The sequence below is a fragment of the Actinoplanes sp. 13 genome, assembly GCF_056134165.1.
This window is the reverse complement of the sequence record NZ_JBVYOQ010000055.1, coordinates 1-20,041: the sequence shown is the minus strand read 5'-3', so window position 1 is coordinate 20,041 and position 20,041 is coordinate 1. Positions and strand designations below refer to the sequence as shown.

Sequence of the window (20,041 nt, the reverse complement as noted above, 5' to 3'; positions counted from 1 at the left end):
GAGCCGTGGCGACGGGCGGGGCCGCCATCGATCAGGAGCCGTGGCGACGGGCGGGGCCGCCATCGATCAGGAGCCGTAACCGCCGTTGATCAGGCCCAGCCGGACCAGCTCGGTGAGCGGCTCCACCACGTTCGCCGCCCCGAAGCCGACGAAGAGCGGCCGCGGCCCGTCCCGGTGCCGGCGGGCCGGCTCGACCAGCGGCACCGGGTGGGTGGCCGCCAGCACCTCGGCGACCTCGGCCACCTCGCCGCCGCCAGCCGCCAGGACGGTCGCGATCAGGACGTTCAGGAAACCGTGGTGGGTGAAACCGGTCTCCGGGTCGGTGTGCCGGGTGGCGTGCCGCATCCCGGCTGCGAGCTTGAACGGCAGATCACGATCCCGGCAGGCGCAGATCACCGCGGCCAGTTCGACCGGCGTCGGGAACAGTTCCGCGGCCAGCCCGCCGACCCGGAACTTCGGCGCGATGCGCAGCCCGGTCGCCCGTGCATCGGCGACCGCGTCGAGGGCGGACAGCAGACCCCAGCTCAGCGGGATCTCGGCGTAAAGGAGCAGATCGCCCTCGGCGGCCGCGAACGAGCGCAGCGCGGCGAGGCCCGGCTGCGGGTCCTCGCCCCGGCGGGCCACCGCCGCTTCGACGTGCTCGACCGCCACTCCCGCGGCGCGCAGCTTCTCCACCGTCACCGGCAGGCTCGCCGCCGGCACGTCACCGATCACACCGGCCGAGAGCCGGGGCACCGGTTCGGTGCCGACGATCGAGGCGGGCAGCAGCAGGGAGCCGAGCAATCTCGCGTACCACGACGCGGTGTGCTCGTTATGTTTCGCGACGGCGTCGGGAAGACCGATGGGGCTGGGCGGGATCAGGGACGCGTCGTCGACGAGCCCGGCGTAGAGCGGAGGCACCATCGTTGACACGACCCGAACCTAATGGACGCCGCGAGAAACGGACAACCAGGTCCAATATGTCGCTTTGCCCCTCGGCCCCGACGCTGCGTCACGCCCGTTTGCTGATCGCCATCAGGAACTCGGCGACCGCGGCCACCACCATACCGATCACCAACGGGACCAGCCCGCCGATACCGGCGTAAAGGACCAGGAACACCGGCGCGACGAAGGTCAGGTACGCCGCCGCCGCGAGATTCCGGTCGCTCGCGCGCAGCCGGCCCAGCACCACCCCGGCCGGCTCGGTCAGCCGGCTGCGGAACCAGAGCAGCACCGCGCCCAGCACCAGCACACCGATCAGACCCGCCCACGCCCGCGAGATCCCGGTGCTGATCAGCGTCATCGCCCCGGTGAGAACCGCCGCGACCAGGGTGCCGCCCGCGCCGTAGAGCACGGTCTCGCGCACCGCCTCCGCCGACTGGTCCGAGTAGTCCAGGATCGGGCGGGCCGGCCGGGCGATCTCCGGCGGCTCGCTCACGTCCGGATCTTCCTTCTTCTGCGGGTACGGGTCAGCGACCGGTCCCGCACCTCCGGGCGGGGTGCCGAGCGACGCCTCCTCGGCCAGGTCCTCGAGGGCGCGCGCCCAGCGGCGCCGCTCGAACCGGACGATGCCGAGATCCCGGCCCGCGTCGCCGACCGCCGGGTCCAGTTCGAGTGCCTCCCCGTACGCCCGCTGGGCCAGGTCGAACAACCGCAGCCGGGCCGCGACGACGGCCAGGACCAGGTGCGCCTCGGCCTCGGTGGGCGCGATCCGCACCCCGTTCCACGCGGCGTTCAGCGCCTCCTGGCCGTTCCGGGACTCGCTGAGCAGGGCAGCGCCGGTGCGCTGCGCGTACGCGTCGTCCGGCCACCCGCTCAGGATCTCCGCGGCGACCCGGGCAGCGTCCGCGTACCGCCGGCTGTCGGTGAGCGCCATCGCCCGGACGACCAGGGCGGCCAGCGGCGGCGGGTCCACCGAGGCGGCCCGGTCGGCAGCGGCAAGCGCCTCGACGGGCTGATCCGCGGCGAGATGGATGCGAGCCAGCGTGGCGAGCAGGCCGGTCTCCCGCGGCGCCACTGTCAATCCGGAGGCGATCTCCTCCGCGGCTTCGTCGTATCGGCCGAGGTCGGCGAGCAGCAGCGCCCGTTGCCGGTGTTCTTCGGGCGTGGTGTCGGGCTCCATGGGGGTGGGCACATTGCCGAGCGTAGGCGCTCTACCTGGAGATCACGTTAGTCGGGGTGAGGCGGCACACCACGCGCGTGATCTCCGGCTCGTCCGCGGTCCACGGCTCGTTCGCGTACTTGTAGCTGAGCTCCCCGATCAGGTCGCCCTCGTCGTCGTCGAGCGCGACCGTCCCCTCCACCGTGCAGTACCGGTAGGGCTGCGCCGGGTCGAACGCGCAGATCGAGACCCGCGGGTCCCGCTCCATGTTGACTGCCTTGCGCCGCCCGCGGACGGTCGAGAAGAGCACGTCGTCGCCGTCCCGCTTCACCCAGATCACGGTCGACTGCGGAGTCCCGTCGGCGTTGATCGTGGTCAGCACCGCGTAGGTGGGATTGTCAATCAACGTCCGCGCGGGACCGGGCAGAACGACGCTCATGGCAGTGATCATGCCCGATGCGGCGGCCGCACCCGCCGTGATGGTGAACACCCGCCGTGTGCGGGTACGACATTCCGGCGAGTCAGGTACGCAGGAACTTCAGGACGGCCAGGACGCGGCGATGGTCGGTGTCCGCCGGTGGCAGGTCGAGTTTGGCGAGGATGCTGCCGACGTACTTCTCGACCGCGCTGTGGCTGACCTTCAGGGCGTCGACGATGCCGCTGTTGGAGCGGCCCTCGGCCATCAACCGCAGCACGTCCGTCTCCCGCGGGGTGAGGCGGTCGAGGGGGTCGTTGCGGTGGCGTACCAGCAGCTGGGCGACCACCTCGGGATCGAGCACGGTGCCGCCGGCGGCCACCCGGCGTACCACCTACGCGTCCGGGTCGTAGGCGCCGCCGCCTCGGCGCCGGGTCAGGTGCTCGGGGTGCGGGGCTTGTTACTCGGGGGTGTAGATCAGTGCCACCGCGGTTCCGGCCAGGCCCTCGCCCCGCCCGGTCAGCCCGAGCCCGTCCGTGGTGGTGCCGGCAACCGTGACCGGCGCGCCCACCGCCTCGGAGAGCGCCTCCTCGGCCTCGGCCCGGCGCTTGCCGATCTTCGGCCGGTTGCCGATCACCTGCACCGAGACGTTGCCGATCTCGAATCCGGCCGCTCGCACCCGCCGAGCCGTCTCGGTGAGAAGCACCACCCCGGATGCGCCGGCCCACTCCGGCCGGCTGGTCCCGTAGTTGCTGCCGAGATCCCCCAGCCCCGCCGCCGACAGGAGCGCGTCACACGCCGCGTGCGCAGCCACGTCAGCATCAGAGTGACCGGCGAGTCCCGGCTCATCGGGCCAGTGCAGGCCGGCCACCCAACAGGGCCGTTCCGGGTCGAAAGCGTGCACGTCGGTACCGGTACCGACCCGAGGAATGATCACGCCGCGAGCCTACGCCGCGCTCCGGCAACAGCCGCCGACAAGTCGCGCGGACGAATCGGCCCAGGTCAGAGCAGGAAAGCGCGGGTGCACAAGCGGGGCCGGGGGCGCGGGGCCGGGGCGCGGCGCACAAGCGCGAGGCCGGGAGCGCGGCGCCGGGCGCGGGGAGGCTGCGTGGGGCCGGGGCGCTGCGTGGGGCCGGGGCGCTGCGTGAGGCCGGGGCGCTGCGAGGCCGGGCGCGCAGACGCAGTGTGCGTGGCGCGGGGCGCTGCGCGGGTGGCGTGGGCGGGCGAGATCCGCGGCAGCGGGCCGGTTGAGGCCGGCCGGTCAGGCGGGGGCGTCGGGGTCGGGCAGCGTCAGCAGGTGAGCGGCCAGCGCCAGGTCCATCGGACGTGTGATCTTGAGCGCCAGGTCGGACCCGGGCACGCAGACGACCGGGCGCCCAAGTCTCTCCACCGCGCCGGCATCGTCGGTGTGGGAGTCGGCCGTGGCGGCGTGTGCGGCGCGCAGCACGGAGGCGCGGAAACCCTGCGGGGTCTGCACCGCTCGCAGCACCGATCGGTCGACGGTGCCGCGGACCGCACCGTCGGGGGTGACCTCTTTGATGGTGTCCACGACGGGAAGCGCCGGGATCACGGCGTCGGCGCCGTCGCGGACGGCGGCGGCGACCCGTTCGAACAGGGAGATCGGCGCCAGGCAGCGGGCCGCGTCGTGGACCAGGACGATGTCGACGTCGGCGGGGACCACGGCCAGCGCCGCAGCGACCGACTCCTGACGCTCGGCCCCGCCGGGGACCACGGTGACCGGGGCGACGCCGGCGAGCAACGCCTGGACGTCGGCGACACCGGCGGGCGGTGCGGCCACCACGATCATGCGGACCGAGGGCGACGCGGCGATCCGGCGGATCGCGTGGACGAGCAGGGGCTCGCCGTCGAGGAGACGCAGAGCTTTCGGCGCGCCGGGACCGAGCCGGAGCCCGGCGCCGGCAGCCGGAACGACGACCGCGACGTCACCGCGAGCATTGAGCTGCGCGGTCACGTCGCGGTCGTCGGTCAAGGTGCAGAGGGATGATCGGTGGATCAGGCCTCGGTGAGGACCTTGTCGAGCAGGACCTCGGCCTCATCCTTCGTGCTCTTCTCAGCGAGGGCCACCTCGCCGACCAGAATGTCGCGCGCCTTGGCGAGCATCCGCTTCTCGCCCGCCGACAGGCCACGCTCACGCTCACGACGCCACAGGTCACGAACAACCTCGGCAACCTTCAGCGGGTTGCCGGAAGCGAGCTTCTCGAGGTTCGCCTTGTAACGGCGCGACCAGTTGGTCGGCTCCTCGGTGTGCGGAGCGCGGAGGACGTCGAAGACCTTACCCAGGCCTTCCTCGCCCACCACTTCCCGCACGCCGACTTCCTCGGCGTTCTCAGCGGGCACTCGAACAGTCAGATCGCCCTGGGCGACACGCAGAACGAGGTACTGCCTTTCAACGCCCTTGATGACCCTAGTCTCGATTGCCTCGATGAGTGCGGCCCCGTGGTGGGGGTAAACAACGGTCTCGCCGACACTGAAAACCATAGGTTCGAAACCCCTTTCGCTGTGTCTAGGGTAACACGCCCACGCGGCGGTGTCTCGCCCTGACGGTCACTGTTAGTGCAGCTCAGAGGCCCTGTGACGGGGCTTTCTCCCGCTTGACAGCGGGGCAAGAAGCTGCCTAAGTAACTCAAAGTGACCGCGGCGTTACAACTCAGCCCGTCGAGTCGGAAATTCCGGACCTGATGGCTTTGTGACATCAAGCTTATCGCTAATGACCGCAACGACGCGCCACTGGCGATGCGGCCACTCGTAGGGGACGCTGGACGGGAGTTCCCCGGCCGAAGCAAGATCTGGTCGGTAAGGGGGGAGGGTGAGTCATGGCTGGCGCAAGCGACAACGGCGGCTGGCCGCCCGACGGCGGTTCCCCCGACGATCTTCCGGATCTCCCCGAGGAGTGGGGGGTCATCGTCATCCCGGACGACCTCTCCGAGCTTTCCGACGAGGTCGAGGCGGTGCGTGCTGAGCTGGACACGGCGGTGCCGGCCACCGGGTGGCAGCGCTTCCGGCGCCGGGCCACGATCCGGCGGCTCCGCCGGGCGGGGCGCGTCGTGGTTCGTACCCCCGCTTTGATCATCTCGATGGCCGTGCTGGTGACGATCGCCAGCCTGTTCGCCTCGGCCTGGCCCGGACCGCCCCGGCAGCCGGCCACCCAGCGCACCGCCACCGCGACCGACACGCCGACCGGCGTGTTGCCCGGGATGGACCTGATCGGCCCGGACGGACAGATGGTGTCGATCCTCAGCCGGCTGCCCGCGGTCATCCTGCTCACCGACGGCTGCGACTGCGACACCCTGGTCGCCGACACCGTGGCGAAGGCGGGGGCGCGCACCAGCGTGCTGATCGTGTCGGCCGCGAGTCCGCCCAGCTCCCCGGCGCAGCAGCCGGCCCGCACGCCGCAGGTGGAGGGGAAGACGGTGAGCTACCTGCGCGATCCGACCGACTCGCTGCGCCGCAACCTCGATCTCGGCGCGCCGGACGGAACGGCCGCGGTGGTACTCGCCGACCGGAAAGGTGAGATCTTCCAGAGAGCGCCCCGGGTGGCCTCGGTCGAGGTGATCCTTCCTTACCTGGCCCCGCTGGAGCGCTGACCTGGCCCGGCTGGAGCGCTGACCTGGCCCCGCTGGAGCGCTGAGACGCTAGTCGTTCATCCGCTGCACCGTGTAACGGAAGATGACCGGCCCGATCTCGTCGACGTTCACCCGCATGTGCAGATCACTGGCCAGCCCCACGCTGAACGTCTCCGGTGTCCGCGCGCCGGAGCAGCGCAGACCCCGGCCGGAGTCATAACCACCGAGGCTCACCCGGATCCGGCTGCCGGAGTCGCCGGCGCACACCACCGACACCAGGTATTTGCCGCGGTGGCCCACCTCGGCGACCGCGTCGTGCCCGCTGCCCGGGCGCAGCGCGACGGTCGAGGCGGACTGCTGGTCACCGCCGTCCGGCAGCAGCTGCTCGGCGTTGAGACGCCAGTCCAGCAGGCGGGGGTCGGTGGCCGGTTCCGGTGCCGCCCGCCACCACCAGGTCGCCCCGCCGACCAGAACCAGCACAGCCAACGAATGCAGAACCGCCCCGCGTCCCCGTTCGCCGTTCACGCTCCGAGACTAGAGCCCTCCAGAAGAGTGACATAGAGCGTGAGGCCGGGACCGAATGCCAGCATCACGACAGTTCGCGGTGGCCGCTCCCGCCGGCGCAGGGCGTCCAGCACGAGCAGCACGGTGGGTGACGAGCAGTTGCCGTACGAGGAGAGCACGCCACGGGACGCCGACAACGCTGGGTCGTCGAGCTCGAGCCGTTCCTGGACCACGTCGAGGATCTTCGGGCCGCCGGGGTGGATGGCCCAGCCGTCCACGTCGGCGAGGGTCCGGCCGTGCCGGGCCAGGATGTCGTCGACGAGACCGCGGACATGGGTGGACAGGACCGAGGGAACCTGCGGGGAGAGCCCCATCCGGAAGCCCAGATCGGTGACCTCCCAGGTCATGTGGTCGGCCGTGGTGGTGTCGGTGACAGCGGCGACCTCGCGTACGGCGTACCCCGCCGGATGTTGACCGTCGGACGCCGCAGGCGTGAGGACCACCGCGCAGGCCGCGTCCGAGAAGAGCGCGTGGGAAACGATCTGCTGGATGTCGGTCCGGGTGCCCGGCGGCTGCAGGTGCAGGCTGGTCAGCTCGGCGCAGAGCAGCAGCGCCGGCCGCCCTCGGGCGGTCACGAAGTCACTCGCCGTGCCCAGGCCCGGCAACGCGGCGTAACAGCCCATGTGCCCGACGAAGAGCCGTTGCACACCCGGTGACATCCCGAGATCGCGGGCGAGCAGGATGTCCAGCCCCGGCGTGGCATAACCGGTGCAGGAGCAGACCACGAACAGGCCGATCTCGTCGGCGGACAGACCCGCGTCGGCCAGCGCCCGGCCGACCGCCGCCTTGCCCAGCGGCATGGCCTCGACCTGGTAGCGGCGCATCCGGCGTTCGGTGGACCAGCCGGACACGTCTTCCAGCAGTGGGCTCACCGCGGCCTGCCGGGTGCGCACCCCGGAGTTCTCGAAGATCCGGCGGGCCAGAGCCTTGCGGGCCCCGGTGTAGTGATTCGCGAAATACCGCTCCCAGATGTCGTCCTGGGACGCGGACGGGGGAAGCGCGACGCCGAGGCCGCTGATCACGGCGTTCACCAGCGCGGCGCCACGCCGTCGGAGTCCGGGTCGCCGCCGAGGGCCTCCACACCGAGCCAGTCGGCGCAGACGTCACTGGTGGCCGGCTGCAGTGAGCCGGCCCGGGCGTCCCGGTAGAGCCGTTCCAGCGGATGCCCGCGGCGCATCGCCGAGGTGCCGGCCGCCTCCAGCATCGAGGCCGCCACCTCGGCGGCGGTCGTGCCGGCCAGCAGTTTCGCCCGCCACACCCAGCGGTTGGTCTCCGGCTCGCCGGGCGCCTCGTCGACCCGCCGGGCGGCCTCCCGGACCGCCAGGTGCGCGGCCGAGACCGCGGCGTCGGCCCGGCCGATCCGGGACCGCACGGCCGGCAGCCGGCCCAGCCCGCGGGCGTTGGCGTGCTCGATGGCGGCGTCCACCGCGGCCCGGGCCACCCCGACGTAGACCGCCGCGTAGCTGGCGACCATCCAGTGCGGCGAGAGCTGCGCCGCGACCAGCGCCAGTCCTTCCAGCCCGCCGAGCAGGGCCGTGGCCGGCACGGTCACGTCGATGTGCAGGTCGTGCGAACCGGTGGCGCGCATGCCCAGTGAGTCCCAGGTGCGCTCCACGGTCAGGCCGTTGCCGGCCGGGACCAGGAACTGCGAGACCTGGGTGGAGTCGCTCACGCTGCGGGCGGCGATCAGGTACGCGTCCGCGTGCCCCGCCCCGGAGCAGAACGTCTTGGCGCCCTTGATCCGGTAACCACCGTCGACCGGCTCGTAAGCGGTGGTCAACTGGGAGAGCCGGGAGCCGGCGCCCCGTTCGCTCATCGCCACCGCGTACCACTGGCCGGCCGCGGCCGCCTTGAGATGGTCGTCCCGGGCGGCCAGCGCCTCCGGCGGGAGACCGAGCGCATCGGCCAGCACGTCGGTGATGCCGGCCAGCGCCCCGGTCACCGAGGCGTGCATGTTGAAGACCAGCGCGGTCGCCCCGTTGCCTCGGGCCAGCTCGTACGCGATGTCCGCATATTGCAGGAAGCCGGCGCCGCCGCCACCGAGGGCGGCCGGCACCATCAGGCCGAAGAACCCGGCTTCGCGCAGGTCGGCGAAGTCGTCGGTGGGGAAGCTCCCGTCCCGGTCGCTGTCGGCGGCGCGGGCGGCGAACCGCGGTGCGAGCCGGCGAGCCTCGTCGATCATGCGGGCACCGCCTTGCGCCCGGTTCCCTGATAGAGGACCGCGGCGGAGAACGCCGGCACGATGCGGCCCCGGCTCGGTTTCTGCTTGCGGACGAGCCACCGGAACAGCCCGGTCAGGCTCGGACGAACACCTCGGATCGACAAGTCAACTCCGTGTCGGGCGAATTCGGCGACCAGGCGCCGGGGTGGAACGAAGAGCTCCGGGTCGTGCAGGCCGACCGGGGCGATCCCGAGACGCTCGCCGATCGTCACCGTGATCAGCCGGCTCAGCGCCGTGTCGTTCACCGTGTCGAGCACCACCAGGCCGCCCGGGCACAGCACCCGGCACAGCTCCGCGACCGTCGCGGGCAGGTCGGTGACGTGCTCGAGGATCTCGCCGGCCGCCACCACATCGGCGCTGCCGGACGCGAGTGGCAGCGCCGTCACGTCGCCGTTGACCGGGGACACGCCCTGCCGGGCGGCCTGGCTCAGCGCCAGCCGGCCGAGATCGACACCCAGGTGGCGGTAGCCCTTCGCCCGCACGTGCGGGGCCAGCAGGCCACCGCCGCAGCCGGCGTCCAGCAGGACGGCACCGGGCCCGGCGGCCGGCGGGATCAGCGCGGCCCGGGACTCGGCAAGCCAGTGCAGCAGCTCGAAATCGCCGCCGGGGCGCCACCACTCCCCGACCAGCTCGTCGTACTGACGTGGATCGTTGCGCTGCATCGACAGCATGTGATCGAGCCTGCCACGGGATCGGCACGCTCGCACGCCCGGAGCCCATGCCGCACACTGCGACTCATGTCTCGTGCGCTCGCCCTGTTCAAGTCGGCCCACCCGGAGCCGGGCCTGGCGGTGACCTTCGCGATGACGCTGCTCGCCTTCGGCGCGGGGCACCGCGGGTGGCGGCTCGTGCTGGTCACCCTCGCAGTCGCGGCCACCCAGTTCGCGGTGGGCTGGGTGAACGACTGGCTGGACGCCGAGCGGGACCAGCGCGCGGGCCGGCGGGACAAACCGGTCGCGTCGGGAGCTGTCTCCCGGCGTACGGTCGGGGTCGCCGGGCTGCTCGCCGCTCTCGCCGTGCCGCTGCCCGCGCTGCCGCTCGGCGTCGCGCCGACCGTGGTCATCTCCGTCGTCGGGGTGTTCGCCCTGCTCTACGACTGGCCGCTGAAGTCCACCCCGCTCTCGGTGGTGCCCTATCTGGTGGCGTTCGGCCTGCTGCCGGCGTTCGTCGTGGTCTCGCTTCCCGGCCACCCCACGCCGCCGGTCTGGCTGGTCGCAGCCGGCGCGCTGCTCGGCGGCGGCGCGCACTTCGCCAACGTGCTGCCGGACCTCGCCGACGACGCGGCGACCGGGGTGCGCGGCCTGCCGCACCGGATCGGCGCGCGGGGATCGCAGATCGCGGCCGCGGGACTGCTGCTGGGCGCCACGCTCACGCTGGTCTTCGGGCCACCCGGGCCGCCGTCGTGGCCGGGCCTGGTGGGGGCCGCGGCCGCCGTCGTGGTCCTTCCGCTGGGGTGGTACGCGGCACAGCGCGCGAAAGGCCGGCCGGTCGCGCTGTTCCGGGCGGTCATGGTGGTCGCCCTCATCGACGTCCTGCTGCTCGTCCTGAGCGGCCGGGTCGCCTGACCCCGCCGTGCTCATCGGCACCGGATGGATGGGTCGGCGCACACGGCGGATCGCCGCCCATTAGGCTGATCCGCACCTGGGTGTCTCTATTTGGAGGATCGTGATGCGCTCGCTGGGAACCCGTCGCGCCGCACTGGTCGCGGGTGCCGCCACGGTCGCTGTCCTTGCGCTGGGCGGATGCTCGGCCGGTCAGGTCGCGGAGACCGCCATGCTCGACACGCCGATCGCCGGCGTCGACACGCAGACCGCGGACGGCAGTGTGTACGTGCGTAACGTCCAGATCGAGTACCACGGCCTCGAGGGCTACGAGTCCGGCGCGAGCGCGCCGCTCGAGATGAGCCTCTACAACCAGACCAACGAGCCGATCACCGTGGCGATCACCAGCCGCCCGACGGAGCGCACGCAGGTCGTGGCAGCGCGGCAGGTCGGCTTCGTCCGGACCGCGCCGGCCGCCGCCTCCGCGTCCGCCGAGCCGGCCGCCGAGGGTTCGCCCGAGCCGGGCGCCTCCGCCGAGCCGAGTTCCTCGGTGGTGGGCGAGCCGTCGGCGGCGCCGAGCGCCTCTGCGGCGCCGGCCGCGCCGACCGTGACGCCGGCCCGCGTCGAGCTCGGCCCGCAGGGCTCCGCGCTGTTCCGCCCGGATGACGCCGAGCAGTTGCAGGTCATCGGACTCACCGGCGACCTCAAGCCGGGCATGGCCGTGAACCTGGTCCTCGAGTTCAGCAACGGCGCGCCCAGCATCGAGCTGCAGGCCCCGATCGCCATCCCGCTGTCGCCTGCGCCCCGCGAAGAGGGCGAGGCGCCCGAGGAGAACCTCGGCGACACCTCGCACGGCTGACGCCGGTCGCGGGCCGAGAGCGCTGCGGCCGCCTGATACGAGGAATGTCGTACCTCCCGGCTAACTTGGCCAAGTGACCACCTCCAAGGCTGCCAAGGCGCCCCGGCCCGCTTACGTCTGCGACGCGTGCGGCCACCAGCCACCCAAATGGCTCGGCCGCTGTCCGGAGTGCAACGAGTGGGGCTCGGTGATCGAGTCCACGGTGTCCGCTCCGCTCGTCTCCGGCCGGGTGGTCAGCTCGCGCATGCCGTCCGAGCCGGCCCGGCCGATCGCCCAGATCAGCGCGGCGCCGGCCCGGGCCGTGCCGACCGGCGTCGGCGAGCTGGACCGGGTGCTCGGCGGCGGCCTGGTCCCCGGCGCGGTGGTGCTGCTGGCCGGCGAGCCGGGGGTGGGCAAGTCCACCCTGCTGCTCGACGTGGCCCAGCAGTGGGCGTCCGGCGCGGGCAGCCCGTCGCTGGTGGTCAGCGGTGAGGAGTCGGTGAGCCAGGTCCGGCTGCGGGCCGAGCGGCTCGGCGCCCTGCACGACAGGCTCTATCTCGCCGCGGAGAACGACCTCGGCACGGTCATCGGTCACCTCGACGCGGTCAAGCCCGGCCTGCTGGTGCTCGACTCGGTGCAGACCGTCTCGGCACCCGGCACCGAGGGGGTGCCCGGCGGGGTCACCCAGGTCCGGGCGGTGACGGCGGCGCTGGTCTCGATCGCCAAGGAGCGCGGCATCGCCACCGTCCTGGTCGGTCACGTCACCAAGGACGGGCAGGTCGCCGGCCCCCGGGTCCTGGAGCACCTGGTCGACGTCGTGCTGCACTTCGAGGGCGACAAGCACTCCTCGCTGCGCCTGGTGCGCGGCGTGAAGAACAGGTTCGGCGCCGCCGACGAGGTGGGCTGCTTCGAGATGCACGAGGGCGGCATCACCAGCCTGCCCGACCCGTCCGGACTCTTCCTCACCCGCTATCTGGAGCCGGTTCCCGGCACCTGCGTGACAGTGGCGATGGAGGGCCGGCGGGCGCTGGTCACCGAGGTGCAGGCGCTGATCGGCGCGGAGGTGCAGGGCTCACCCCGGCGGACGGTGTCCGGTCTCGACAGCGCCCGGCTGGCCATGGTGCTGGCCGTGCTGGAGCGGCGCACCAAGCAGCTGAAGCTCTACAACCGTGAGGTGTTCGCGGCGACCGTCGGCGGCATCCGCCTGACCGAGCCTTCCGCCGACCTGGCGATGGCGCTCGCGGTCGCCTCCGGTGGCCTCGACCTGGCGATGGCCCCCCATCTGGTGGCGATCGGCGAGGTCGGCCTGACCGGCGAGATCCGGCGGGTCGGTGCGGTCGGCCGGCGGCTCGCCGAGGCGGCCCGGCTCGGGTTCAAGGTGGCGCTGGTCCCGCCCGGCTGCGGGCCCAACGGAGAGGCCGGCACTCCCAAGGGCATGGAGGTGATCGAGGTGGGTGACCTGCGGTCGGCGCTGCAGAGCGCGGCACGTGCCTCGGCCGAGCATGTCGCCCGGTGACGCTGTGCCCGCCCGGAAAGCCAAGCCCGCCCGGAAAGCCAAGCCCGCCCGGAAAGCCAAGCCCACTCGGAATGCTGGACCAACCCGTGACGCCGTGCTCGCCTATGACGCCGCGCTCGTTCGTGACACTGGATCAAACCGTGACACTGCGCCAGATTCGTGCCCAGGAATCGAGGTTGAAGCACTCAGAGTCACGAATCATCACGCTACGGAGCATTCATCGAACCATCCCTCGTTGGCGTGGATGACAGTCCGTAGACTGTCCAGGTGCCGCTCGACCGCGATGGTTCCAAGCCCGCCGCCAGTTCAACGCCACGTCTCGGCGTCAACGGCGTGGGACATCGCGCGATGACGCCGGCGGCCGGCCCCGGGCTCACCGGCGGTGCCAGCGATCCACTGCGGGCGAACCTCGCGCTCATGGCGCCCGGCACCGCGCTGCGCGACGGCCTGGAGCGCATCCTGCGCGGGCGCACCGGCGCGCTGATCGTGCTCGGTTACGACGCGGTCGTCGAGGCCATCTGCACCGGCGGTTTCCCGCTCGACGTGGAGTTCTCCGCGACCCGGCTGCGCGAGCTGTGCAAGATGGACGGCGCGGTCGTCCTGTCCAGCGACGGCACCCGCATCGTCCGGGCCGCGGTGCATCTGATGCCCGACCCGTCCATCCCCTCCGAGGAGTCCGGCACCCGGCACCGCACCGCGGAGCGGGTCGCCAAGCAGTCCGGCTTCCCGGTCATCTCGGTCAGCCAGTCGATGCACATCATCGGCCTCTATGTGAACGGGCAGCGCCACGTCCTGGACGACTCGGCCGCCATCCTGTCCCGGGCCAACCAGGCACTGGCCACCCTGGAGCGTTACAAGCTCCGCCTGGACGAGGTCTCCGGCACGCTGTCCGCACTGGAGATCGAGGACCTCGTCACCGTGCGGGACGCGGTCGCCGTCGTGCAGCGGCTGGAGATGGTCCGCCGGATCGCCGACGAGATCTCCGGTTACGTGGTGGAGCTGGGCACCGACGGCCGGCTGCTCGCCCTCCAGCTCGACGAGCTGATGGCCGGTGTCGACGCCGACCGCACGCTGGTCATCCGCGACTACCTGCCCACCGGCCGCAAGGCCCGCACTCTCGACGAGGCGCTCGTCGAGCTGGACCTGCTCACCGCCACCGAGATGATCGACCTGGTCGCGGTGGCGAAAGCCATCGGTTACCCCGGCGCCTCCGACGCGCTGGACGCGGCGGTCTCTCCGCGCGGGTTCCGCCTGCTCGCCAAGGTGCCCCGCCTGCCCGGCCAGATCGTGGACCGGCTGGTCGACCACTTCGGGAGCCTCCAGCGATTGCTCGGAGCTACGGTCGAGGATCTGCAGGCGGTGGAGGGGGTCGGTGACGCCCGTGCACGCGGGGTGCGGGAAGGGTTGTCCCGCCTCGCCGAGGCGTCGATCCTCGAGCGGTACGTGTGATCAATTAGCTGACACAGCGTCACGGAGTGAACATCGCTGTGAGTTAGGCCACTCCCAGGTCGGACACTGGGTGCTTCCGCAGGCCTGGATCGACGATTCCGGGCGTGCCTCCTCATGGAGCGCCATCACGGAGCGTCACTGTCGCTGGCTTTTGCCCATGGCTCGGCATAGCCTTTGCCCAGCTCCGGCGGAATGCCTGGAGCGCCCAGAATTGGGGAGATCGTGATCCGGGCCGAGTTTCATCGGTCACCGCATGCGGCCCGGGGAGTCAGTGGTGAGACCGCCCCCACCCGATCCGTTGGGGGCCGGTCATGCGACGTCTACCGCTCGTGCTCGGCGTTGTCGTTCTCACGGCAGCCGGCTTCACCGGGGTCGCCCGGGCCACCGGCAGCTCGTCCTGCGTCACCGCGGCCCAGGCCTCGTACGAGCACGAGTTCGACGGCGCCGGCGGCACAGTCACGATCACCTCGGCCCAGCCACTGTGTGACGGCGAGGAGCAGGCTTTCTCGCTTGTGTCGTACACCAGGGGCCCCGCGTTCGTGTACGACGCTGACAGCGCGTGGATCAGCACCGGCCGGCGCAGCGTGACGCTCGACGTCGACGTGCCCGGCTGCGCCACGCTGGTCGAGGCAGTCTTCGGCAGCGGGATCGTCGATGAGCCTGCTGCCGAGCCGACTTCTGATCCCTACGGCGACCGCACGCTCGGTTCGGCGGCCGGTATCGGGAGTCGTTCGACCGGTGCTGCCGGAAGCGGCCCGGCGGCCGGTGTCGAGAGTCGTTCGACCGGTGCTGCCGGAAGCGGCCCGGCGGCCGGTGTCGGGAGTCGTTCGACCGGTGCTGCCGGAAGCGGCCCGGACGGGGTCGGCGGCCGTTCGGCCAGCGGCTCGGCGTCCTACGTCGGCGGCGTCACCGAGTGCGCGCCCCGGCCGGCGGTTACGTTCGAGAACTGGTGCGACGGGGTGCTGAACACCCGCCTGGTCAACGCGGCCGGCGCCAACGTGGACGCCGTCTTCCTGGCCGGTGGCAGGCGTGTCCACGTGCGCCCCGGTGAGCACACAGATCTGGTCTCGCGCGCGTCCGGGGCGGTGGAGGTGCGCGACAACGCCTCTACCACCACCACCGGCTCCTGGACCGCCCCGCCCGACTGCACCCCGGTGGGCTGACCCGCCCGCGCCATGAGTCACCACGCGAAGGTCGTCGCAAGCAGATCCACAGGCTTCACTCCTGGTCGTGGGGAGTCGGCAGCACCGTCCGCTGCCGGCTCCCCGCAGCCCTTCTCGCCTTCTTGAACCACCCACTTCAGCCCGGCGGCCGCGCTGCGGCCCGGACCGGGCAGGGGGTCGCGGGGTAGGCCCGGTACGCGTCGGCTGCGGTTGTGGGAGTTGTGGCTCGTACGAAATAGGGATTGTCGGATGGAAAGGGGAGGCTGCTTCAGAGCGGGTGCAGCACGTCGTTGGCGTGGTCGGCCACGGCGGCGCCGGTGGTCTCGGCGGTGATCGGGAGGTATTCCAGGCAGCGGCGGACGGCCGGGGCCATCATCGGGTTGGGCACCCGCAGCGAGATCGTGCAGTGCGGCACCCAGCGCCCGGGCCGGTAGTGATCCCAGACGTCGATGCCGCCCGCGGTGAGGCGCTCGTGGACCTGGCGATGGTGGTCGAGGAGGTCCGCGGTGACCGTCACGCCGAGCCAGAGGACGCGGCCGACGAACTGGCCGGCGAAGTCCATCCGGAGGTTGAGGCCGCGGCCGACAGGCAGATCCGCGAGGGCCTCGGCCACCGCGTCCGGGTCGAAGCGGTGGGTGGCCGCCAGCGAGACGTGCGGGCGGTGTCTCTGGTGCAGGGAGCCGAGGCTGGGGATGCCTTCGGCGTCGAGGGCGCGCCAGAGGGTGCGGATCCGCCGGGTCGCGTCGACGTCCAGGTAGAGCTCGAGTGCCGCGACCAAGCGTCAGGAGACCACGGAGACGGTGACCGGCTTGCTGACGATCTGGCTGAGGCGGCCACGCAACTCGTACTGACCGGCGGGCGGGACCGGGCCGGAGGGCTGGCCGTTGGCGCACTGGCTGGACTGCCGGCCGTTCCAGGTGATCTTGTATTCGCGCTCGGCGCCGGGGGCGAAGGACTTGATGTCGTTGCCCTTGGCGGTGCTGCACGGGTCGGACGACCAGAATTTCAGCGCGCCCTGCTCCAGGTAGAGCTCCTGCGCGTCGGCGCCGACATCACGGTTGCAGGTCCGCGTGCCGATGTTCTTGACCTTGAGCCGGAGGTCGACCGGGGTGCCGCGGCGGATCGTGGTGTCGGCCGGGATCGGCGTCACGGCGATCTCGGTGTCCGCACAGGACCCGTCGGCCGGGGCGGCGACGTTGCCGTTCGTGCCGGTGGTCGGCGCGGTCGTCGGCAGCGCGTCCTCGTCGTCGGTGTCGGGCCGGCCGGTCTGGAGGTCGGCCGGGTCGGGCAGCGCGTCACCGACCGGCGGGGCCGTGGCCAGGAAGGACGGATCCGAGGTCGGCGCCGACTGGTTGGAGGCGGGTGCCGGCGTCGGGAACTGGGACGAGGCGTTCTTGGTGTTCGGGTTCTTGTCGTCCTCCTGGGAGCACGACACGAACAGCACGATGACGCCGAGCAGCACTGCGCCCAGCACGACCGCACGCCGCCGCCAGTAGACAGCGGGTGGCAGGGGACCAACCGTCGCACGCATGATGCGCACCACCGTAGACCTGTCCGCCACGCACCATGTGCACGACGCGCCGGTTATGCGACACCAACTCGCGAAACGCTCGTTACAGATAGACCTTGCGCTGGTAGATCGCGTGCGCGCCGGCGACCCGGTCCAGGAACAACTTGCCGGCGCAGTGGTCGATCTCGTGTTGCAGCGCGCGGGCCTCGAACGCGTCGGTGGTCACCGTGACCGGCTCACCGCTACCGGGCAGAACCGCCTCGACGACGAGCCGGGCGGCGCGTTTCACGTCGCCGGTGAGGTCGGGAACCGACATGCAGCCCTCCCGGCCGGGCCGCCACCGGCTCGCCTCGATGATCTTCGCGTTGCAGAGCACGAACGTGCCGTGCGTGGTGACGGCCTTGGGGTGTCCGGCCACGTCGACGGTGAAGATCTGGGCGCCGACACCGACCTGCGGCGCGGCGAGACCGACGCATCCCGGCGAGACCCGCATGGTGGCGACCAGGTCCGCGGCCAGTTGGACGATCTCCGGGTCGGTCGGGTCCACCTCCGCTCCGACGGCGCCGAGCACGCTCGCCGGCGCGGTGACGACCGGCCTGACCCGGCCCTCGGGTCCGCTCCACTCCAGCCCGGGGTCGCTCACAGGAGCTCCGACTCGGCCCGGCGCACGGTGACGTCGACGTCCAGCTCGGCGGCGGCCACGGCGAGCCGCTGGGCCAGCTCGTCGCCGGTGCCGGCGGGCAGGTCGACCTCCGCGACGAGCACGTAGAGCGGGCCGGTGAGACGGGTGGTGAGGTCGGTGATGTTGCCGCCGGCCGCGGCGACCACCCGGGTGACCGCGGCGACGATGCCGAGCCGGTCCGCGCCGTGGACGCTGACCAGGTACGGCTCGCCGTTGGCGCCGCCCTCGGACTCCGGCTCCACCTTGCGCACCGTGGCGAGCAGCCCGCCGCCGGTGAGCGGCTCCAGCGCGCGTTCCGCCTCGGCCGCGGTCGGCCCGTTGCAGATCAGGGTCATCGCGAAGTGCCCGCGCAGGCGGGTCATCGTGGAGTCGGTGAGGTTCGCCCCGACTCCGGCCAGGGCTTCGGCCACGTCGGCGACGATGCCGGTCCGGTCCGGACCGATGACGGTGATGGCGAGCTCATGCACCCGCCTACAGTAAACGGGCTATGACTCTCGCCGACGCAGCAATCACCTGGTATGAGGCAAATGCCCGCGATCTTCCGTGGCGGCAACCGGACACCACCCCCTGGGGTGTTCTGGTCAGTGAGGTGATGCTCCAGCAGACCCCGGTCGTGCGTGTGGAGCCTGCCTGGCGTTCCTGGATGACCCGCTGGCCCACCCCGGCAGCCCTCGCCGCCGACCCCGCCGCCGAAGCGATCCGCATGTGGGGACGGCTGGGCTATCCGCGCCGGGCGATGCGGCTGCACGCCTGCGCGGTGGCGATCGTGGAACGGCACGGCGGCCGGGTTCCGGACGATCTCGACCAGCTGCTGGCGTTGCCGGGAGTCGGGACGTACACCGGGCGGGCGGTGGCCACTTTCGCGTACGGGCAGCGTCACCCGGTCGTGGACACGAACGTGCGCCGGGTGGTGTGCCGTGCGGTGGAGGGCAAACCGGACGCCGGGCCGACGACCACGGCGGCCGACCTGGTGGCGATGGAGGAGTTGCTGCCGGCCGACGAGGCGCGGGCCGCGAAGGCGAGCATCGCGTTCATGGAGCTGGGCGCCATCGTGTGCACCGCGCGCGCACCGAAGTGCCTGGACTGCCCGTTCCAGCAGGTGTGCGCCTGGCGGTTGAGCGGGGCGCCGCTGCCGGCGGGGCCGAGCCGCAAACCGCAGAAGTACGCGGGAACCGATCGTCAGGTCCGCGGGCTGATCCTGGAGGTGCTGCGGCACGCCACCGGACCGGTGCCCCGGCGGCAGCTGGATCTTGTGTGGAACGACGAGGTGCAGCGGGCCCGGGCGCTCGCCGGCCTCGTGGAGGACGGCCTGGTGGAGGCGCACGGACCGGCGGAGTTCGTGCTAGCCGGGGACGGGCCCCGCGGCGAGGTGCAGGTGCTCTAGGGAGAACCCGGCGGGCAGGGGGTACGGCCGCTCCACCGGCAGCAGTGCGGCTGCACCGGCCCTGTCCCCGGTATCCAGACGGTCGCGGATGTCCCGGGCCCGCCCGGTCGCGTCGGTGATCCGAACCGTCCACTCGTCGACATAGCGCGGAACGGCGGCCCCACCGAGCCCGAGCTGCAGCGACCGGTACGGCAACTCCCGCAGGTCCAGGTCGCGTTCCGGGTCCCACTGCACCCGGGTCGGGGCTTCGCGCAGGGAACGCCGCCAGGCATCCCGATCAGCGTGCACACCACGCTCGTAATGGCTGAGCGCGGCGTTCGCCAGGGCCCACTCGAAGCCCTCGCGGGTGATCGACACGGCCAGCACGCGCTCCTGGCCCTCCTTACGGGCCCAGCCGCAGCGGTACATCATCCACAGGAAGGACGGCTTGATCCAGGTCATCCGCTCCCGCCGGAACGGCGGCACGAAGCGGCCGGCCCGGAGCGCGGGTTCGGCGATCGCCGGGGAGTAGGCCTGGTAGACGGTGACGGTGGAGTCGTCGTACACCGCTCGGATCTGACGTTGCATGAGCAGAGCATGGTCGCGGGCGCCGCGCGAAGCGAGCGAGATAGCAACGGCCCGGCTGCCATGCAGCCGGGCCGTCACTGTCACGCTGGTTACTCTTCGCTGGTGGTGGCTCCCAGGTCGGCCGGGACCGCGTCGGGCACGGTCACGCCCTTCTCGGCGCCGCGGAAGACCAGCTTGGCCTTCTCCACCTGCTTCGGGTCGCCCTCGCAGTCGACCACGACGATCTGGCCGGGGCGCAGCTCGTTGAAGAGGATCTGCTCGGACAGGGTGTCCTCCAGCTCGCGCTGGATGGTCCGGCGCAGCGGCCGGGCACCGAGGACCGGGTCGAAGCCCTTGGCCGCCAGGTACTGCTTGGCGGTGTCGGTCAGCTCCAGACCCATGTCCTTGTTCTTCAGCTGCCCCTCGATGCGGGCGGTGAAGATGTCGACGATCTGCAGGATCTCCTTCTCACGCAGCTGGTGGAAGACGATCGTGTCGTCGATGCGGTTGAGGAACTCGGGGCGGAAGTGCTGCTTCAGCTCGTCGTT

General features: G+C 71.9%; 22 protein-coding genes and 2 pseudogenes. 7 read left to right on the top strand and 17 right to left on the bottom strand.

Annotated elements, in window-relative coordinates:
* Positions 1 to 66: 66 nt before the first annotated feature.
* The 7 genes and pseudogenes from AC0NH5_RS42530 to AC0NH5_RS42500 form a co-directional block, all read right to left on the bottom strand.
* Positions 67 to 912, bottom strand: a complete 846-nt coding sequence (locus AC0NH5_RS42530) for a hypothetical protein (protein ID WP_474414095.1) — start codon at positions 910 to 912, stop codon at positions 67 to 69.
* 79 nt (positions 913 to 991) lie between these two features.
* Entirely contained in the window at positions 992 to 2,113 is a 1,122-nt protein-coding gene (locus tag AC0NH5_RS42525) for a tetratricopeptide repeat protein (protein ID WP_474414093.1), read from the bottom strand.
* 19 nt (positions 2,114 to 2,132) lie between these two features.
* Complete coding sequence (locus tag AC0NH5_RS42520; protein WP_474414091.1) at positions 2,133 to 2,519, bottom strand: PPOX class F420-dependent oxidoreductase; 387 nt, start codon at positions 2,517 to 2,519, stop codon at positions 2,133 to 2,135.
* An 82-nt stretch (positions 2,520 to 2,601) separates the two neighbouring features.
* Positions 2,602 to 2,886: pseudogene (locus AC0NH5_RS42515) on the bottom strand (response regulator transcription factor); the annotation flags it as partial.
* Between the two features lie 69 nt (positions 2,887 to 2,955).
* The gene (gene ispF / locus AC0NH5_RS42510; protein ID WP_474414089.1) at positions 2,956 to 3,432 is read right to left on the bottom strand and encodes a 2-C-methyl-D-erythritol 2,4-cyclodiphosphate synthase; all 477 of its coding nucleotides are present in this window, start codon (positions 3,430 to 3,432) and stop codon (positions 2,956 to 2,958) included.
* 324 nt (positions 3,433 to 3,756) lie between these two features.
* On the bottom strand, positions 3,757 to 4,467 hold the full coding sequence (gene ispD / locus AC0NH5_RS42505; protein WP_474414099.1) for a 2-C-methyl-D-erythritol 4-phosphate cytidylyltransferase: 711 nt from the start codon (positions 4,465 to 4,467) through the stop codon (positions 3,757 to 3,759).
* A gap of 41 nt (positions 4,468 to 4,508) precedes the next feature.
* Positions 4,509 to 4,994 (bottom strand): CarD family transcriptional regulator, encoded by a 486-nt coding sequence (locus AC0NH5_RS42500; protein ID WP_014447856.1) that lies wholly within the window; start codon positions 4,992 to 4,994, stop codon positions 4,509 to 4,511.
* 335 nt (positions 4,995 to 5,329) lie between these two features.
* On the opposite strand from AC0NH5_RS42500, the gene AC0NH5_RS42495 reads away from it, so the two are divergent.
* A complete protein-coding gene (locus AC0NH5_RS42495; RefSeq protein WP_474414087.1) occupies positions 5,330 to 6,100 on the top strand; it encodes a hypothetical protein in 771 nt (256 codons plus the stop codon).
* Positions 6,101 to 6,148: 48 nt separating this feature from the next.
* On the opposite strand, the gene AC0NH5_RS42490 is transcribed toward AC0NH5_RS42495, so the two are convergent.
* Genes AC0NH5_RS42490 through AC0NH5_RS42475 form a run of 4 tightly spaced genes read right to left on the bottom strand, consistent with a single transcriptional unit; the run spans position 6,149 to position 9,535 of the window.
* Positions 6,149 to 6,604 carry a DUF6023 family protein gene (locus AC0NH5_RS42490; protein WP_474414085.1) on the bottom strand — a complete coding sequence of 152 codons (456 nt, stop codon included), beginning with the start codon at positions 6,602 to 6,604 and terminating at the stop codon, positions 6,149 to 6,151.
* The gene (locus tag AC0NH5_RS42485) at positions 6,601 to 7,677 is read right to left on the bottom strand and encodes a type III polyketide synthase (protein ID WP_474414097.1); all 1,077 of its coding nucleotides are present in this window, start codon (positions 7,675 to 7,677) and stop codon (positions 6,601 to 6,603) included. Before AC0NH5_RS42485 ends, AC0NH5_RS42490 begins: the two co-directional genes overlap by 4 nt.
* A complete protein-coding gene (locus AC0NH5_RS42480) occupies positions 7,671 to 8,825 on the bottom strand; it encodes an acyl-CoA dehydrogenase family protein (protein WP_474414083.1) in 1,155 nt (384 codons plus the stop codon). The genes AC0NH5_RS42485 and AC0NH5_RS42480 overlap by 7 nt, the downstream gene beginning before the upstream one ends.
* Complete coding sequence (locus tag AC0NH5_RS42475) at positions 8,822 to 9,535, bottom strand: class I SAM-dependent methyltransferase (protein WP_474414081.1); 714 nt, start codon at positions 9,533 to 9,535, stop codon at positions 8,822 to 8,824. Before AC0NH5_RS42475 ends, AC0NH5_RS42480 begins: the two co-directional genes overlap by 4 nt.
* Positions 9,536 to 9,601: 66 nt before the next feature.
* Here AC0NH5_RS42475 and AC0NH5_RS42470 point away from each other — a divergent pair, with 66 nt between their 5' ends.
* From AC0NH5_RS42470 to AC0NH5_RS42450, 5 genes are all read left to right on the top strand, one after another.
* Positions 9,602 to 10,429 carry a UbiA family prenyltransferase gene (locus AC0NH5_RS42470; RefSeq protein WP_474414079.1) on the top strand — a complete coding sequence of 276 codons (828 nt, stop codon included), beginning with the start codon at positions 9,602 to 9,604 and terminating at the stop codon, positions 10,427 to 10,429.
* 103 nt (positions 10,430 to 10,532) lie between these two features.
* Positions 10,533 to 11,264, top strand: a complete 732-nt coding sequence (locus AC0NH5_RS42465) for a hypothetical protein (RefSeq protein ID WP_474414077.1) — start codon at positions 10,533 to 10,535, stop codon at positions 11,262 to 11,264.
* 73 nt (positions 11,265 to 11,337) lie between these two features.
* Positions 11,338 to 12,759 (top strand): DNA repair protein RadA, encoded by a 1,422-nt coding sequence (gene radA / locus AC0NH5_RS42460; protein ID WP_474414075.1) that lies wholly within the window; start codon positions 11,338 to 11,340, stop codon positions 12,757 to 12,759.
* Positions 12,760 to 13,026: 267 nt separating this feature from the next.
* Positions 13,027 to 14,208, top strand: coding sequence for a DNA integrity scanning diadenylate cyclase DisA (disA, locus tag AC0NH5_RS42455; RefSeq protein WP_474414073.1), 1,182 nt, complete (start codon positions 13,027 to 13,029; stop codon positions 14,206 to 14,208).
* A gap of 311 nt (positions 14,209 to 14,519) precedes the next feature.
* The gene (locus AC0NH5_RS42450) at positions 14,520 to 15,371 is read left to right on the top strand and encodes a hypothetical protein (protein WP_474414071.1); all 852 of its coding nucleotides are present in this window, start codon (positions 14,520 to 14,522) and stop codon (positions 15,369 to 15,371) included.
* Positions 15,372 to 15,639: 268 nt separating this feature from the next.
* Here the strand turns inward: AC0NH5_RS42450 and AC0NH5_RS42445 are convergent, their stop codons facing one another.
* From AC0NH5_RS42445 to AC0NH5_RS42430, 4 genes are all read right to left on the bottom strand, one after another.
* Positions 15,640 to 16,149 carry a 2'-5' RNA ligase family protein gene (locus AC0NH5_RS42445; protein ID WP_474414069.1) on the bottom strand — a complete coding sequence of 170 codons (510 nt, stop codon included), beginning with the start codon at positions 16,147 to 16,149 and terminating at the stop codon, positions 15,640 to 15,642.
* A gap of 3 nt (positions 16,150 to 16,152) precedes the next feature.
* A complete protein-coding gene (locus tag AC0NH5_RS42440; protein WP_474414067.1) occupies positions 16,153 to 16,902 on the bottom strand; it encodes an adhesin in 750 nt (249 codons plus the stop codon).
* A gap of 82 nt (positions 16,903 to 16,984) precedes the next feature.
* On the bottom strand, positions 16,985 to 17,524 hold the full coding sequence (locus tag AC0NH5_RS42435; RefSeq protein ID WP_474414065.1) for a peptide deformylase: 540 nt from the start codon (positions 17,522 to 17,524) through the stop codon (positions 16,985 to 16,987).
* Positions 17,521 to 18,030, bottom strand: coding sequence for a glycine cleavage system transcriptional repressor (locus AC0NH5_RS42430; protein WP_474414063.1), 510 nt, complete (start codon positions 18,028 to 18,030; stop codon positions 17,521 to 17,523). The genes AC0NH5_RS42435 and AC0NH5_RS42430 overlap by 4 nt, the downstream gene beginning before the upstream one ends.
* Before the next feature lie 20 nt (positions 18,031 to 18,050).
* On the opposite strand from AC0NH5_RS42430, the gene AC0NH5_RS42425 reads away from it, so the two are divergent.
* A complete protein-coding gene (locus AC0NH5_RS42425; protein WP_474414061.1) occupies positions 18,051 to 18,947 on the top strand; it encodes an HhH-GPD family protein in 897 nt (298 codons plus the stop codon).
* Here AC0NH5_RS42425 and AC0NH5_RS42420 read toward each other — a convergent pair.
* Together AC0NH5_RS42420 and AC0NH5_RS42415 are read right to left on the bottom strand one after the other, a co-directional pair.
* Positions 18,906 to 19,514, bottom strand: a complete 609-nt coding sequence (locus tag AC0NH5_RS42420) for a DUF4291 domain-containing protein (RefSeq protein ID WP_474414059.1) — start codon at positions 19,512 to 19,514, stop codon at positions 18,906 to 18,908. The genes AC0NH5_RS42425 and AC0NH5_RS42420 overlap by 42 nt on opposite strands.
* Positions 19,515 to 19,603: 89 nt before the next feature.
* Positions 19,604 to 20,041, bottom strand: a pseudogene (locus tag AC0NH5_RS42415) (NDP-hexose 4-ketoreductase); the annotation flags it as partial.

Excerpts from the sequence above, each read along its gene's own strand:
- AC0NH5_RS42420 (WP_474414059.1), bottom strand. The coding sequence starts at position 19,514 with ATGCAACGTCAGATCCGAGCGGTGTACGACGACTCCACCGTCACCGTC.
- AC0NH5_RS42440 (WP_474414067.1), bottom strand. The coding sequence starts at position 16,902 with ATGCGTGCGACGGTTGGTCCCCTGCCACCCGCTGTCTACTGGCGGCGG.
- AC0NH5_RS42465 (WP_474414077.1), top strand. The coding sequence starts at position 10,533 with ATGCGCTCGCTGGGAACCCGTCGCGCCGCACTGGTCGCGGGTGCCGCC.
- AC0NH5_RS42520 (WP_474414091.1), bottom strand. The coding sequence starts at position 2,519 with ATGAGCGTCGTTCTGCCCGGTCCCGCGCGGACGTTGATTGACAATCCC.
- AC0NH5_RS42475 (WP_474414081.1), bottom strand. The coding sequence starts at position 9,535 with ATGCTGTCGATGCAGCGCAACGATCCACGTCAGTACGACGAGCTGGTC.
- AC0NH5_RS42480 (WP_474414083.1), bottom strand. The coding sequence starts at position 8,825 with ATGATCGACGAGGCTCGCCGGCTCGCACCGCGGTTCGCCGCCCGCGCC.
- AC0NH5_RS42500 (WP_014447856.1), bottom strand. The coding sequence starts at position 4,994 with ATGGTTTTCAGTGTCGGCGAGACCGTTGTTTACCCCCACCACGGGGCC.
- AC0NH5_RS42450 (WP_474414071.1), top strand. The coding sequence starts at position 14,520 with ATGCGACGTCTACCGCTCGTGCTCGGCGTTGTCGTTCTCACGGCAGCC.
- AC0NH5_RS42425 (WP_474414061.1), top strand. The coding sequence starts at position 18,051 with ATGACTCTCGCCGACGCAGCAATCACCTGGTATGAGGCAAATGCCCGC.
- AC0NH5_RS42495 (WP_474414087.1), top strand. The coding sequence starts at position 5,330 with ATGGCTGGCGCAAGCGACAACGGCGGCTGGCCGCCCGACGGCGGTTCC.
- AC0NH5_RS42470 (WP_474414079.1), top strand. The coding sequence starts at position 9,602 with ATGTCTCGTGCGCTCGCCCTGTTCAAGTCGGCCCACCCGGAGCCGGGC.